We start from the raw sequence: 15,661 nt of genomic DNA on the forward strand, positions 1-15,661 counted from the left end.
GGAGCCAGGCAGATGGCACATGACTCAACTACCCCCGTATCCTCGGGACTGGCGATTATCCACAGCAATCGACTTGAGGCACTGCGCACGTTGCTGGTGCAATGGATGCAAATTAACCCGCTTGGGGTGCTGGAAAACGAAGTCGTGCTGGTTCAAAGCAACGGTATTGCCCAGTGGCTGCAGCTGGCGTTGGCGCGTTCGACAGATGACCCGGAGCAGCCTGGCTGTGGCATCGCGGCTGCGCTGGACATTCAGCTGCCCTCGGCCTTTCTGTGGCAGGCATATCGGGCTGTCCTCGGCCCTGATGCAGTCCCTAAAACATCACCCTATGACAAATCTCGCCTGACCTGGCGGTTGCTGCGACTATTGCCCGACCTGCTCAAGCAGCCTGACTTTGAATCGCTGTCGCATTTTCTTAAGGATGACGAAAGTGCACGCAAGGAATACCAGCTGGCCGAACGGCTGGCGGATCTGTTTGACCAGTATCAGGTCTACCGTGCCGACTGGTTAAAGGCATGGGCCGATGGTCAGGATATCCTGATTGATGCCCATGGTCAGCCTCAGCCGTTGTCGGATGATCAGCGCTGGCAGGCACTGCTTTGGCGTGCCATTCGTGCGGACCTCGATGACCATCAGCGAATGTTGAGTCGTGCCGATCTACAGCAGCGCTTCCTTGATGGCTGCAAGTCACTGCGTCAACGTCCGGCGGGGTTGCCACGTCGTCTGGTGGTGTTTGGCATATCAGCACTGCCGCAACAGTTCATTGAGGCGTTGGCCGCTCTGTCACGCCACACCCAGGTTTTGCTGTGCGTACATAACCCTTGCCGGCACTATTGGGCCGATATTATCGATGGCAAGGAACTGCTGCGCAGTGAAAAACGACGGCAGGTACGCAAGGAAGGTATGCCGGAAGTATTGAGTGATGCTCAGCTGCATCTGCATGCGCAGCCTCTGCTGGCGGCCTGGGGCAAGCAGGGCCGTGATTATATTCGCTTGCTGGATCAGTTTGATGAACCCGGGCGTTATCAGGACTGGTTTGAACGCATCGATCTGTTTGATGAAGCCGAACGCGATATTGAATCTTTGCCACTGCTGAACCAGATTCAGCAGGATATTCTGGAGCTGGAGCCAACATCTCATGTTCCCCGGATCTGGGTTGAAGGTGATCACTCACTGACTTTTCAGATAGCACACAGTCGTCAGCGTGAGGTCGAAATACTGCACGACCAGCTGTTGCACTGGTTTCAACAGGATCCATCACTGCGGCCCCGCGATATCATCGTGATGGTGCCCGACGTCAACCAGTATGCACCGCATATTCGTGCCGTGTTTGGCCGTCTGCAGCGACAGGACCCGCGTTTCATCCCCTTCACCCTCAATGACCAGCAGAACCGTGGTCAGGCGCCACTGCTGATTGCACTGGAACTCTTGCTGCAGCTGCCGCAGGAGCGTTTTGGCGTCAGTCAGTTGTTTGACCTGTTGGAGGTGCCGGCGTTGCGTGAACGGTTTGGCATGGCCGAGACAGACCTGCCTCGACTGCAGTACTGGGTTCGTGAATCCGGTATTCGCTGGGGGCTGGACAGTGCCCAACGCGCAGGCTTGGAGCTGCCCGAAGGGCTGGAGCAGAACACCTGGCTGTTCGGCTTGCGTCGCATGTTACTGGGTTATGCGATGGGCGAAGAACAGACATTCGCCGATATTGAGACCTATGGCGAAGTCGGGGGGCTGGAGGCGGCACAAATGGGGCCATTGGCTGAGCTGATCGCCGCTCTGCTGCAGTTGCGTGAGCACTTGCTAACCCCAAAGTCACATATTGATTGGGGTTTAATCCTTACTGATCTGCTGGAGCGTTTTTTGCTGCCCGTCAGCGATCAGGACCTGATACTGCTGGAGCGGCTCGGACTGAAGTTGCAGCAATGGCAGGAGGCTTGTGCCGAAGCCGGGTTGAATCGTCCGCTGCCGCTGGAAGTGGTGCGCGAAAGCTGGCTTGATGGCATCGATGAACAAAGTCTGTCACAACGCTTCCTGGCTGGGGCCGTCAACATCTCGACCCTGATGCCGATGCGTGCCATCCCCTTTCGCCGGGTGTGTCTGCTGGGAATGAACGATGGAGACTATCCACGCGTACAGCCGCCAATGGATTTCGACCTGATGGTGGGGCGTTACCGCCCTGGTGACCGGTCAAGGCGTGAAGATGACCGCTACCTGTTTCTGGAAGCACTGCTGTCGGCGCGGGATGCGCTCTATATCAGTTGGGTGGGGCGCAGCGTACGTGATAATGCCGAACAGCCACCATCAGTATTGGTGGCTCAGTTGCGTGACCACATACTGCAGGGGTGGGCAACGGCGGCAGAGGACGGTAAGGCTGTGTTACATGCCCTGACCACCGAGCATCCGTTGCAACCGTTCAGTCCACGCTACTTTGAGCATAACCCACGCCTGTTCACCTACGCCCGCGAGTGGCGTGACGTACATGAGGCAGTGGGCAGGGTAGAGACCGGTGGGTTGCCTCCGATGGAGTTGCCTCAAAGCCTGAGTCTGAAACCGCTGCAGCGTTTCCTGCGCAACCCGGTGCAAATCTTCTTCAACCAGCGCCTCAATGTCTGGTTCGATACGCTGGAAGAGATGCCACAGGAGCATGAGCCCTTCCGTTTTAACCGGCTTGACCAGTATCGACTGGGTTCTGACCTGATCGATGCCGGGCTTAAAGCCGACACACCGGAGCTGGGCATCCAGGCGCAGCTGGCGCGCTGGCGGCGGGCGGGGGAGTTGCCGCTGGGTGCCTACGCCGAACGCTCATTGCGCGAAATTGTCAGCCCGGCCGCTTCAACACTGCGCCATCTACAGCCGTTATTTGCCGACTGGCGATCCTTGCCCGATGCGCTGGAGTTGCAGCTGTGTCTGCAAGTGGATGGAGGGCAGGTGATGCTGGAGGACTGGCTCAGTGGGCTTTACCGACACCGTTCGGGGCCGGAGCTGGCTCTGATACTGCATTCGCCTCAGGCCATCAGCGACAAGGGAGCACCACGCTGGCACCGGCTGGTCCGGGCATGGCTGGATCACCTTGCCGTCAGTGCAAGCGGGTACTCACTGACCACCTTTCTGGTCGGGCCGGATACCAGTGCCCGGATCAGGCCGATCACGGCCACACAGGCACAAGCGCAGCTCAATACACTGCTGTCCCATTACCTGCAGGCGCTTGAAAAGCCGGCGCCGCTGGCCTGTCGAACTGGCCTTGCTCTGCTGACGGCTGCTGATGGGAAAGATCCAATTACACAGGCCTACCACGCCTACAACGGAGATAGTCGTTTCCCGGGGGAGGGCATACGGGACCGTTACCTGCAGCGGGCGTGGCCAAGCTTTGACCGCCTGCTGGAGGAGGGGCTGGAAGATTGGGCGTATGCACTGTATCAACCCCTGATCGACCAGGCGGAATTGCTGCAGTGGGAGAGCGTATGACTACACCGCACACTCAGCCACAGACACTGAATCCGCTGGCTTTTCCACTGCATGGGCATCGCCTGATCGAGGCCAGTGCCGGTACCGGCAAGACCTTCACTATCGCCGCGCTCTATGTGCGTCTGGTACTGGGCCATGGCAATACTGATACTCGCTTTCAACGTGACCTGTTACCGCCTGAGATTCTGGTGGTGACCTTCACCAATGCAGCCACCCGTGAATTGCGTGACCGAATCCGCACTCGCCTGGCCGATGCCGCGCGCGTATTTCGTGGTCAGTCCGCGCCTGATCCGTTCCTGCAGCAGCTGCTCGCCGAGCCCGAGTTTGCCATGGAAGAGGCACGAGCGCTGGCCGCCCGCAAACTGGAGCAGGCCGCTGAGTGGATGGATGAAGCCGCGGTATACACCATCCACAGCTGGTGCCAGCGCATGCTCACCCAGCACGCTTTTGATACCGGCAGCCTGTTCCGCCAGCAGCTGGAGCAGGATGACAGCGAATTGCTGGCCGAGATGGCACGTGACTACTGGCGCAGCTGGTGCTACGCACTGTCGCCGATCGTGGCCGAAGCACTGAGTGAACTGGCCGCTGATCCCGATGCTCTGCTGCAGGCGGTCAAACCCCTGCTGCAGCCGGGTGATCAACAGGTACGATATCAGGGCAGCAGTATCAGCGAGGCTCAGTCCCCTGCAGAATATGCCCGGAAGTTGAACGACTGGCTGCCACAGAAGCAGCAGCTGGAGCAGCGGGCACGCACCCTCTGGCTGGCTGAGCACGACGAAATTGAAACGCTGCTGATCAGTGCCGCCCAAAAGAAGATTCTGAATAACACCAGCTACAAGCCGGAAACCCTGCCTGAAAAGCTGGCTGACATGGTGGTCTGGGCTGAAGGGGGCATGCTGTCGAGTGACAGGTTGGCCCACTTTGCGCGTGCAAAGCTGACCGATAAAACAGCCAAAAAGATGCAGGACCAGACGCCGGAGCATCCAGTATTCGACCTGTTACAGGAGCTGGTGGATTACCTGCAGCTGCAGCCTCCGCTGCAACCGGTACAGCTGCATGCGGCGCAATGGATTCAGCAGCGTTTTGATCGATCCCGCGAGCGCGCAGCGGCGCTCGGCTTCAATGACATGTTGGTGCGGCTGGATCACGCACTGCAGGGTGAAGGTGGTGATCGCCTTGCCGCAACCATTCGTCGTCAGTACCCGGTCGCACTGATCGACGAATTTCAGGATACCGATCCACTGCAGTACCGTATTTTCAGCCGCATCTATCGCGGCACGAACCTGCCGGATGTCGACCCCTCAGAATGCGCACTGTTGATGATAGGTGACCCCAAACAGGCGATCTACGCCTTTCGTGGTGCCGATATTCATACCTATCTGCAGGCACGACGTGATACCAGAGGGTGCCACTATACCCTCGGGCGCAATTTCCGTTCATCAAAAGCCTTGGTGGAGGCGGTCAACCGGCTGTTTGAGCATGCTGAAGCCAGCCAGGCCAGTGGTGCCTTCCGTTTTGCCCGTGAGGGTGATAACCCGTTGCCGTTTATTCCGGTGGATGCCAACGGCCGCAAAACGGTATTTGAGGTTGAAGGCGTACGGCCATCAGCCCTGACGTACTGGCTGTTGGAGGAGGACGCGGCTGACGGGATAGCCGTCGGTGATTACCGCAGGCTGATGGCCGAGCACAGTGCCAGCCAGATTCGTCACCTGCTTTCACTTTCGCAACAGCAACGGGCTGGCTTTCGCTCCGAGAATGGCCAGCTGAACCCGATCAGGCCAAGTGATATCGCCATTCTCGTGCGCAACGGCAGCGAGGCCCGGCTGGTTCGTGATGCCCTGCAGCAACGCAACGTTCGCAGTGTGTACCTTTCCGATCAGGCTTCGGTCTATGCCAGTGCCGAAGCTGAGGACCTCTGGCGCTGGCTGCGCGCCTGTGCCGAACCGGAGCAGCCGGGCCTGCTGCAGGGTGCGTTGGCCAGTCGAACGCTGGATCTGGGCTACGTTCACCTGGAACAGATAACCCGTGATGAGCAGCTGTGGGAACAGGCAGTGGAGCGGTTCCGCCATTTGCGTGACATTTGGCAGCGGCAGGGTGTTCTGCCAATGGTGCGCCACCTTCTGGACAGTTTTGAGCTTCCTGCCCGTCTGCTACAGGATGCGGGTGGTGAGCGGGTGCTGACTAACTTGCTGCATCTTGCCGAACTTCTGCAGGCGGCCAGTAGCCAGCTGGAAGGTGAGCAGGCCCTGATTCGCTACCTGCAGGAACAGATCATGGACAGCGGCCAGGGGGGTGATGAACACATCATGCGGCTGGAAAGTGATGCTGACCTGGTGCAGGTGGTGACCATTCACAAGTCCAAGGGGCTGGAATATCCGCTGGTGTTTCTGCCCTTCATTTGTGCCTACCGTGAAGTGACTGCCAGTGACGGCAGCTACCGCTATCAGTCGGAGCAGGGCAGTGTACTGGAACTGGACAGCAAGGATGAAAGCGCCAAGCGGGCTGCAGAAGCCGAGCGGCTTCAGGAAGATCTGCGCCTGCTCTATGTGGCACTGACCCGCCCCGTGTTCGCGTGTTGGCTGGGGGTGGCTGCAATCAAATACAACCGTTCGCTTAGTCTGCACAAAAGCGCTTTCGGCCAACTGTTGGGTTGCGAATCGAAAACCGACAGCGTGACGCTCAAGGCCCGGCTGCAACCGCTGGTCAGTGCCGGTGTGATCGAAGTGGAGCCTCCGCCGACAATCGATGCCGAGTTGCTGCCGGACACTGCCACTGTAACAGCACTGGCACCGGCACGCCTCTGCGATAGACCGGTTGCAGCTGAACGCTGGTGGATCGCCAGTTACAGTGCGATCAGCCAGCTGCAGGGGCGGGCCGAGCAGGAGCAGCCCGCCGAGGCTGAGCCGGCTGAAAGTGCCCGTGAAGAAACCGCTCGGGAAAATCTGGATGAGCCGTCAACGCGTGCCGTTGTGGTTGAGTTTGCCTATGATCCGCATCATTTCTGGAAAGGCCCTCAGGCGGGTACCTTTTTGCACGGTGTACTGGAATGGGCAGCGGAAGAGGGCTTTGAGCGAGTGGCACGGGAGGTGCCACTGCGACACCAGTTTCTGGCACCGCGCTGCCAGCGGCGGGAATGGCAACCCTGGTTGCCGGTGCTGGACGATTGGTTGCAGAAGCTGCTGACTATCCCCCTGCCACTGGTTGGGCAAAGTGTACCGCTGGCGCAATTGCAACAGTATCAGGCCGAGATGGAGTTCTGGCTGGAGGTGGCTGAGGTGCCGGTAAGTCGACTGGACCGCCTGATCACGCAGCAGGTATTGCCGGGCCAGCCGCGTCCTGCACTGGCGCCGCAGCAGCTGGGCGGTATGCTCAAGGGATTTATCGATCTGGTGTTCGAGCATCAGGGGCGCTACTGGGTGGCCGATTACAAGTCCAATTGGTTGGGGCCGGACAACAGTCACTACAGTGCTGCGGCGATGCAAAAGGCGGTGCTGGATAAGCGCTACGACGTGCAGTATGTGCTTTATCTGCTGGCGTTGCACCGGCTGCTCAAGGCTCGGTTGCCGGGTTATGCCGATGACCCCATCCGGGGCTACGAACAGCATGTAGGCGGTGCTCTTTATCTGTTTCTGCGTGGCATTACAGAACCGGAGCAGCATGGCTGCTGCATTGATCGTCCGTCAGCGCAGTTGATTGAAACACTGGATGCACTGCTGACCAACAGGGAGAGTGCTCATGTCTGAACAGGTCGATCTTTTCGCAACCGAAGCCTCTTTGCATCCAGCGCTGGCCGACTGGGCTGTGCTGGAATCGCTGCTGCAGCGCTGGCAGGAACGGGGCTGGATACGGTCGCTGGATCTGGCACTGGGTCGCTTCCTGCATGACCTTGATCCCAATGCCTCGCCGCTGGTGATGCTGGCGGCTGTGCTGGTCAGCCACCAGTTGGGCCGAGGACATATCTGCGTTGATCTGGATAGTCTGCTCTCGGCGCCGGACAGTGCTCTATCACTACCACCAGACGGAGAATTTGGCGAAGCTCTGCCAGATCGACCGGTTGAGTTGTTGCAGGGGCTTGGGCGTGGTCAGTGGCTGCAGGTGCTGGCGGAAACGGTGCTGGTCAGTGCAGGTGATCCGCCCGCACCGCTGGTGCTGGAAGCGGGCACTACCCGTCTTTATCTCTACCGCCAGTGGCGTTACGAAGTGGAGGTCGCTGAGCGGATAGCCGATCGCCTGCAACCGGTTGAGGTGGATGACGTTCGCCTGCGGCAACGCCTGTCAGAGCTGTTTCATCTGCAAGAGGGGCACCTGGACTGGCAACAGCTGGCCTGTGCGTTGGTGGCGGGCAGTCGCTTCGGCATCATCACCGGTGGTCCCGGTACGGGCAAAACCACCACGGTCGTTCGTTTGCTGGCACTGCTGCAAAGTCTCGCCCGTGATGAAGGTCGCACCTTGCGTATTCGGCTGGCGGCGCCCACAGGAAAGGCTGCGGCGCGGTTGACCGAATCAATCAGCGGCGCAATTGGACGCCTGCCTGCAGAGATGCAGCAGGGTGTCCCGCAGGAGGTAACAACTTTGCACCGGCTGTTGGGAGCTCGGCCCAACACACGCCGTTTTATCCACAATGTGGATAACCCGTTGCATGCCGATCTGGTCGTCGTGGATGAGGCTTCCATGATTGACCTGGAAATGATGCACCAGTTGTTGGCTGCGATGCCGGCCAGGGCACGGCTGATTCTGTTGGGCGACAAGGATCAGCTGGCCTCAGTGGAAGCCGGCTCGGTACTGGGGGATTTGTGTGAAGGTGCCGAACGAGGCGGTTACAGCCGTGAAACCCTGCTGCAACTGCAGCGGCGTACCGGGCAGGATGTGGCGCACTGGCAGTCTGAAGCCGGGAGTCCTTCTGAGCAGCCGCTGGCGCAAGCCATTGCGATGCTCAGACACAGCCACCGCTTTGGTACCGACAGTGGGATAGGAGCATTGGCGCGAGCCGTCAACAGTGGCCAGCCACAGGCGGTAAATACCGTGCTGGCGGCGGGTTATGTCGATCTTGGCTGGATTCACCTCAAGGGTGATGCCGACAGGGCACTGGATCGCCTGATACTGGATGGCGGCCCCCAGCCGGCCACGGCTGAAGGAATGCAGCCTCGCGGCTATCGCGAGTATCTTGAGCAGCTGAGTACACACAGACCCGAAAGCTATGATGAGCAGACACAAGACGTTTGGGCCAGACAAGTACTGGACACCTTTGGCGAGTTTCAACTGCTTTGTGCGCTGCGCCGCGGCCCCTGGGGAGTCGAGGGGTTGAATGCACGTATTGCCGCTGTGCTGCAGCGTGCCGGGTTGATATTACGCAGTGAAGGTTGGTATGAAGGCAGGCCTGTACTGGTTACCCGTAACGATTACAGCCTGGGACTGATGAACGGTGATATCGGTATTACCCTGATGCGCCAGGAGACGGATGGGTCCACTGGGCTACGCGTGGTCTTCCCGCTCGCGGACGGCAGTCTCAAATGGGTCCTGCCCAGTCGGCTGCAGGCGATCGAAACCGTGTACGCGATGACTGTGCACAAGTCGCAGGGCTCGGAGTTTGCACACACGGCTCTGCTGCTGCCACCCGCGGTCAACCCGGTGCTGACGCGGGAGCTGGTATACACTGGTATTACACGCGCCAGTCGCTGGTTCACCCTGTTGCTGAGCCACCCGGGCCGACTGGATGATGCCGTACGTGCGCGAGTGCGCCGGGCCAGTGGGTTGGGCAAAAGGCTTATACGCTTGTCTTGAGCAGGTGAAATCCTTCTTCTCAGACCAAAGAGAGGTGCCCTTTCATGATTTATGTCATTTTTTGGCATAAACTAATGCCGGTTAAGCCTATTCTAAATTAGACATGAGCAATGGGGAGAGTGCCATGTTCAAATCAGGATTGCGCCTCATGTTGGCCGGTGTTGTGCTGGCCAGCGGTACTGCGCAGGCAGCGGGAGTGGCCGCTGACGGACAGAAAATCGTCATGCAGGGGGATGGCAGTGGTGCGCCCTGTCTGGCGTGTCACGGCATGGACGGTGCCGGTAATGATGCAGGTGGTTTTCCGCGCTTGGCTGGACTGAGTGCCGAATACCTGGCCAAGCAGATGCAGGACTACAACGCGGGTACCCGGGTCAGCCCGATCATGCAGCCGAATGTGGATAACCTCAGCGAGCAACAGATTCTGGACGTTGCCGCCTATTACGCGTCGCAACCAGTGCCTGCCGTGAAAGCGTCCAGCGCCAGTGAAGAGGTACTTGCCCTGGGTGAAAAGCTGGCTCTGCGCGGCGACTGGAGCAAGCATGTGCCTTCCTGCAACAGTTGTCACGGTCCCGGTAATGCAGGTGTTGGTTCTGCATTTCCAGGCATTGCCGGCCAACATCCGACCTATATTCGCTAGCAACTCAAGGCCTGGCAGAGTGGCAGCCGTCACAACGATCCAGTGCAGCTGATGACCGGCGTTGCCGAGCGTTTGACTGATGCTGAGATTGAAGCGGTCGCGACGTATCTGGCGGCTCAGCCTGTCACTGTTGTCGAAGGAGGTCAGTAATGAACCATTTCAATGCGTTGGCAGTGGCGGTGTCTGCTGCCGTACTGACATCGGCCACACATGCGGCGGAGCCGAAAGTTCCGGTTAACCTGCCGGCTCACAAGGAAGGTGCCTATGTACACCAGGCACCCACACTGGAAGATCTGTACGCCGATAAAAGCATCCATCCCGAACTGCGGGAAGTGATTCTCAAGGGGCGTGATCTGTTCAACAATACCCAGCAACTGCGTGGCAAATATGTGTTCAACGACAACAGCTGTCGCAACTGCCATATGGGTGAAGGCGGACAGAACTGGTCCGGCCCGGTTTGGCCTGCGGTTACCACACTGCCTGATTTCCGTGGCAAAAACGGCCATGTGAACTCGCTGGAAGAGCGCATCGCCGGCTGTTTTGCCTACTCAATGAATGGTAAGCCGCCGGCCTATGGCAGTGATGAAATGGTAGCCCTCAGCGCCTACCACCAGTGGCTGGCAACCGGCGCGAAGGTGTATGAGCGTAATATCAGCGGCCGTGGTTTCAGCAGTCTGGGCAAGCAGATTCCGGCTGATATCAGCTATGAAGCTGGCCAGAAAGTATACCAGGAAAACTGCGCAATCTGTCATGGTGATGACGGCAATGGCCAGCGTGTCAACGGCAAGGTTGTATTTCCTGCGGTATGGGGTGACAACTCTTACAACTGGGGGGCCGGTATCAGCCGTATTTATACGGCGGCCTCGTTTATCCACATGAACATGCCGTTGGGCAAGCCGGGTTCACTGAGCGAGCAGGATGCCTGGAATGTGGCCTGGTACATTAACAGTCAGGAGCGCCCGCAGGACCCGCGCTTTACCGGTGATGCTGCCGAAACTCGTGAAAAGCACCTGAACTTTCACAAGCATACGCGCTACGGTACCGAGTTCAACGGCAAGGTCTTGGGCCAGCATGACAACACCGGCGACAAGCCGTTCCTCAAGCCGGACAACCTGAAGCCTCGCAGCTTTACGTTCGAGTAAAGGTTTCCAGGAGGGGTCGCTAAGACCTCTCCTGCTCAGTTACCTCATCCAGCATGATACCGCTGCGGCTAAAGCAGCCCTGGCCTCGTGCCAGCTCACGGCTGCGTTCGTCATACACGCTGGCTTCGGCAATCAGCTGCTGGCGCCCGGCACTGATCAAGCGGCCGACGGCATGAAGAGCCCCCACTTTTGCCGGTCGCATGAACAACGTATGAAAGCTGGCCGTTACCAAAAACTGATCCTGTACTCGGCTGGCTGCAGCAAAATAGGCGGCATCATCCAGTAACTTGAACAATACTGAACCGTGCAGGGTTCCTGCCGCGTGGCAGAGGCCAGGGTCCGGCGCCAACTCAATGCGGGCGTGCCCCTTATCCAGTGTAAGCTGGGACGGGTACAGGCGGTTGATGGGGGCCTGTTGATACATTCTGATCAAACGCTCGTAATGTTGATCGCTCGACATGACAGCTCCGTAATGAGTCAGAAGAGGCCGTATTTGGCATAATAGGTTGCAAACGGCATCCATCTGTCCTTGAGGTTTAGCATGAACAATACACTGATCTATGGCCTGATTGCAGCCGGACTGGTTGCGATCACCGTATTGGCAGCGATCATTTTTCGCCAGCTGCAGCAGGAAAAATCGCGCAAGACCCAGCTGGCGGCTCAGGAAGCCGAATGGCTGAAGCAGTTTGAGGCACGGCAGGAATATCTGAGTGAAAGTATCCGGCTGGTTGCACATGCTATTTTGCATGATGAGAAAATGACAGCAACCGAGGGCTGTATTCGTCTTAAAGTACTGCTGGAGAATTTTCGTCCCCAGCTGCTGCAGGAAGAGACATTGCAGGTGATCACCGAAGTGCATGACAAAACCAGTCACATCCCGATCAAGGATGAATGGAAGGCCTTACCGAAAAAGCTCAAGCTGGAGTATCAGCGTGAGATGGAGCAGCTTGAACAGGGGCATCTGAACGCAATACAGGGAGCGGCCAAGGCATTAAGCCGAGGCCAGTATCTGAGCTGATCAGGGATGGAGTTTCTGCTCACGTTTCTGATCTCACTGTTGCTGGTCGTTGGGCTGGTGGTCGCTCTGACCTATGGGCGGGCACCCACCTGGCGACCTGAGCGACGCGCGGTATTGCAACTCATGCAACGGTTGCAGGATGGCACCGCCCGGCGCGAAGAGTGGGAGCTGTTCATAGGTATTGCCGCGCTGCATGACCCGGAGCTGGAAGAGATCAGGCGCCGTTGCGTGGCGGTGCATGAGGGCGATGCTGATCACTCACCAGCAAGAGACGGGCTTGAACCCTATCTGTATGATCGTGAAGCCCGTGCCCGGTTGGCTTTGATCATGGCGGATCTGGAGCAGTTGATCGCTTCTGAGCCTTATTATCGGCGTTTTTGATCACACATACTGGTGGTGTTCAATCAGCCGGGTCAGGCGGTGGCTGTTACGCCAGCAGGCCTCCAGATCGTGTGCAACAGCTGCCTGATGCAATTCGGCAACCACTGTTTCCAGTTCTGGCAGTTGGTACAGGCCGGCAAGTCCCAACAACTGATGTGAGTGTGTACGTATTTGATCAAACTGGCCTGATCGGACAGCGGCGCAAACGGACTGCGCCTGATGCTGGAGCTCGGTATGCAACTCACCGGTATCGACCTGATCCAGCAGTGCAGGCATTGGCGCATAGTCACTCAGGGTGGCAACGGCGTCTTCATCCACCGGGCAATGAAGCGACATCAGTCGGAAAAGGGTGCTCAGATCCACAGGCTTGAGCAGAATTTCATTCACGCCCGCCTCTAGCAGAGCCTCATGTTCATGGGTCATGACGTTGGCGGTCAGCGCGATGATCGGCAATGAGGCTGAGTGCCGACGAATCTCATGGCTGGCCCGAATACCATCCATCTGCGGCATGTGTACATCCATCAATACCATATCAATCGGTTGCTTATGGAATATCTGCAACGCCTCTACGCCCGTGCGGGCTTCAATGACTTCAGCGCCAGCTTGGCCGAGTGCCTTGTTCAGCAGTATCCGGTTGAACTCATTGTCTTCCGCCAGCAGCACCCTCAGCTTGCAGGGTAGCTGATAACTGGATGCTGCATGTGGTATTGGCTCAGCGGGGTAAAGTGGCGAAACGACCGTATCGGCGTCTGCCAGAGGCAAGATCAGGCTTACGTTAACACAGGTACCCTTGCCCTTTTCACTGCTGAGTCTGATGTCCCCCCCATGAGCAGAGTCAGACGGTGGGCGATGACCAGCCCAAGGCCAGAACCACCAAAGCGGCGACTGATGGTATTGTCGGCCTGAATAAACGCCTTGAACAGATGTTGTTGCTGTTGCTCGGAAATGCCAATGCCGGTGTCCTGTACACTCAACTCGATATGGCAGATTGAATCCTGTCGTTGAGACCTGACTCTGAAGCAGACCTCTCCATGGTCTGTGAACTTGATTGCGTTGCTCAACAGGTTGGTCAGTATCTGACCGATTCGGGTTGGGTCACCCAACAGTGCCGGTGGCAACTCCGGGTCCAGCTCAGATCTTAGCTGCAGTCCTTTCTCCAGCGCCATTGGTGCCTGCATTTGCAACAGGTTATTGAAGTACAGGGTTGGATCGAACGGAATCTGCTCGAGCTGGATGGCGTCGGACTGCAAGCGTGAGAAATCGAGAATATCGTCAATAATGGTCAATAGCAGGCTGGATGTCTGGTTGATGATGCTGCAGTAGTGCCGTTGCTCAGCCGACTGCTCGGTTTGCTCCAGCAAGCGCGAAAAGCCCAGTACAGATGTGAGCGGGGTGCGCAGCTCGTGGCTCATGCGGGCCAGAAACTCGTCCTTGGAGCGGTTGGCTTTATCCGCCTGACGGCGGGCAACGGTAAGCTCTTCATTCTGGCGCTCCAGGTGGCGCAGGGTGGATGTGAGCTGACGTGTGGCCCGGTTGATCTGCTGTTCCTGCTCCTGGCTAGATGCCTGAATTCTGGCGGCCATACGGTTAATGCCCCGTGCCAACAAGCCCAGCTCGCCAGCTGTATGTGTCGTGGCGGCACGGGTATCCAGATGGCCCGCTTCCAGGCGCTCGACAACCTGGCTAAGCCCACGAATCGGTTGGGTGATGCGGCGGCCAAAACGGCTTGCCAGAATGGCGGTGAGCATCAGGCCCAGACTGATCAGCAGCAGGCTGTTGCGCAGCATCTCTTGACGTGTCGCGATATTGTTGTGGGCCGATAATACGACCGCTACCCAGCCAATTTGCTCGGGCTCAGGCGCATGGATACTCAGCTTGGGATTATTGTCTGCCAACAGGGCGCTGCTGAAAATCGGCGACAGGAATATCCACTGGCCCGATGTTGACTGCAGAGCCGGGCTCTCGGCGCTCAGTTCTACAGCAAATTGGCCGCTGCGGTGTAAAAGATTGAACGTATCGTCGTAAAACAGGACATCCAGTACTTCGGCATGACTGTACCGGGTTTTTTGACTCAGAACGCGAAGCTGGTATTGGTTACCGCTGATAACACCGAACTCGGCTGCGGAGGCAAGCAGATCGACCATAATCTTGCCTCGTTCAATCAATTTATCGGTGTTATCCGAAAGGCGGCTGTAGATGAAATAACTGCCGAGAATCGTTGCCAGTACCAGCATTGGAATAATCGACAGCAGGAGCACGCGATGACGAATACTCAGCCGGCTACGTGTGCCCGGCATCAGCCATCTGCCTCTATCCGCGCCAGTTTTTCCTGCAGCCACTCGGCTGAAAGTGGCTCAATACCGAGGGTGCGTACTGCAACCGGATTAACGCTGACATCGAAGTAGCGTGGGAAACTGGCACTGGGCAGGCTGCCGCCGTTCTGCAGCAGGTTAAGCCATTCGGCACTTTGGCGTCCGATCTGTGCTGCAGACGAGTGAACCGACGCTGCGGCACCGGCTTCTGTATAGCTGGCAGAGAAACCGATCACCGGTACCTTGTGGCGTAATGACAGATAGAGCAGCCATTTGGAAATGGCACGGTTGAACACCGAACTGTCAGGAACAACCAGGAACAGATCGCTGCCTTCCACTACTGGCGTCAGACGCTCGACCGGATTGTCTTGTCGAGTCAATTCAACCAGAGACAGCTCGAATGCCTCGGCCTGTGCACCTTGCTCCAGCCCATCACGCATATTGAGGCTGTTGCTGCCTAATGCGGTTCCCAAGATGGCGGCAGCCGGCTTGACCAGGCGGGCCAGCCGGATCTGGCGTGCCAGAGGCTGGTCAATATAAATGGCACTGACCGCTGCATACGAGCCTTTCGGCAGCAGTTTTCGCTTGAGCTGATCAAAGGTTGCCGATGGCAGGAAAGAGCAGATCAGGCTTGAATCGGGATGGTAGCGCTCCAGCATGCGTTCACAAGCTCGGGTACCCACTGCGAGAATAACAGGTGCGCGGCTGTCATCGGTTTTGAACTGATCGAGAGTCAGTACTCGAATCGGGTGTACGGAATGCTCCCGAATGGCCGACAAGACCTGATTATAACTGGGGCTGAAGTCACTGAGCACGATCAGTGACTCCCCGGCTACGGCCGCTCTAAGAGGCACAAGACAGATCACAAGGCTGCACAGCAGCCAATGCCTCAGTCGGGTCGTTGTCCTGCGTAATAATGACATCCCTGAAA

General features: G+C 57.9%; 12 protein-coding genes. 8 read left to right on the forward strand and 4 right to left on the reverse strand.

The window, feature by feature from the left end; all coding sequences use genetic code 11:
• Window positions 1–12 precede the first annotated feature (12 nt).
• From recC to ACAM29_RS17300, 6 genes are all read left to right on the forward strand, one after another.
• The gene (gene recC / locus ACAM29_RS17275) at window positions 13–3,459 is read left to right on the forward strand and encodes an exodeoxyribonuclease V subunit gamma (RefSeq protein WP_369624864.1); all 3,447 of its coding nucleotides are present in this window, start codon (window positions 13–15) and stop codon (window positions 3,457–3,459) included.
• Complete coding sequence (recB, locus tag ACAM29_RS17280) at window positions 3,456–7,202, forward strand: exodeoxyribonuclease V subunit beta (RefSeq protein WP_369624865.1); 3,747 nt, start codon at window positions 3,456–3,458, stop codon at window positions 7,200–7,202. The genes recC and recB overlap by 4 nt, the downstream gene beginning before the upstream one ends.
• Window positions 7,195–9,240 carry an exodeoxyribonuclease V subunit alpha gene (recD, locus tag ACAM29_RS17285; RefSeq protein ID WP_369624866.1) on the forward strand — a complete coding sequence of 682 codons (2,046 nt, stop codon included), beginning with the start codon at window positions 7,195–7,197 and terminating at the stop codon, window positions 9,238–9,240. The genes recB and recD overlap by 8 nt, the downstream gene beginning before the upstream one ends.
• Window positions 9,241–9,364: 124 nt before the next feature.
• Entirely contained in the window at window positions 9,365–9,877 is a 513-nt protein-coding gene (locus tag ACAM29_RS17290; protein ID WP_369624867.1) for a cytochrome c, read from the forward strand.
• Window positions 9,878–9,928: 51 nt separating this feature from the next.
• A complete protein-coding gene (locus tag ACAM29_RS17295; RefSeq protein ID WP_369624868.1) occupies window positions 9,929–10,027 on the forward strand; it encodes a cytochrome c in 99 nt (32 codons plus the stop codon).
• Window positions 10,027–11,019: a c-type cytochrome gene (locus tag ACAM29_RS17300; protein WP_369624869.1), complete on the forward strand. Its 993-nt coding sequence runs from the start codon at window positions 10,027–10,029 to the stop codon at window positions 11,017–11,019. The genes ACAM29_RS17295 and ACAM29_RS17300 overlap by 1 nt, the downstream gene beginning before the upstream one ends.
• A 19-nt stretch (window positions 11,020–11,038) precedes the next feature.
• Here the strand turns inward: ACAM29_RS17300 and ACAM29_RS17305 are convergent, their stop codons facing one another.
• Window positions 11,039–11,479 carry a PaaI family thioesterase gene (locus ACAM29_RS17305; protein WP_175527643.1) on the reverse strand — a complete coding sequence of 147 codons (441 nt, stop codon included), beginning with the start codon at window positions 11,477–11,479 and terminating at the stop codon, window positions 11,039–11,041.
• 81 nt (window positions 11,480–11,560) lie between these two features.
• Between ACAM29_RS17305 and ACAM29_RS17310 the strand changes: the two genes are divergently transcribed.
• Together ACAM29_RS17310 and ACAM29_RS17315 are read left to right on the forward strand one after the other, a co-directional pair.
• On the forward strand, window positions 11,561–12,037 hold the full coding sequence (locus ACAM29_RS17310; RefSeq protein WP_369624870.1) for a DUF2489 domain-containing protein: 477 nt from the start codon (window positions 11,561–11,563) through the stop codon (window positions 12,035–12,037).
• A gap of 6 nt (window positions 12,038–12,043) precedes the next feature.
• Window positions 12,044–12,418 carry a hypothetical protein gene (locus tag ACAM29_RS17315; RefSeq protein WP_206836626.1) on the forward strand — a complete coding sequence of 125 codons (375 nt, stop codon included), beginning with the start codon at window positions 12,044–12,046 and terminating at the stop codon, window positions 12,416–12,418.
• Here the strand turns inward: ACAM29_RS17315 and ACAM29_RS17320 are convergent, their stop codons facing one another.
• From ACAM29_RS17320 to ACAM29_RS17330, 3 genes are read right to left on the reverse strand one after another with little or no spacing between them, the layout of a single operon-like run.
• Window positions 12,419–13,180 carry a response regulator gene (locus ACAM29_RS17320; RefSeq protein WP_369624871.1) on the reverse strand — a complete coding sequence of 254 codons (762 nt, stop codon included), beginning with the start codon at window positions 13,178–13,180 and terminating at the stop codon, window positions 12,419–12,421.
• Window positions 13,181–13,188: 8 nt separating this feature from the next.
• Window positions 13,189–14,715 (reverse strand): ATP-binding protein, encoded by a 1,527-nt coding sequence (locus ACAM29_RS17325; RefSeq protein WP_369624872.1) that lies wholly within the window; start codon window positions 14,713–14,715, stop codon window positions 13,189–13,191.
• Entirely contained in the window at window positions 14,715–15,653 is a 939-nt protein-coding gene (locus tag ACAM29_RS17330; protein WP_369624873.1) for a hypothetical protein, read from the reverse strand. The genes ACAM29_RS17325 and ACAM29_RS17330 overlap by 1 nt, the downstream gene beginning before the upstream one ends.
• Between the last annotated feature and the right edge of the window lie 8 nt (window positions 15,654–15,661).

The sequence above is a fragment of the Marinobacterium sp. BA1 genome (assembly GCF_041155135.1).
Taxonomy (GTDB): domain Bacteria; phylum Pseudomonadota; class Gammaproteobacteria; order Pseudomonadales; family Balneatricaceae; genus Marinobacterium; species Marinobacterium iners.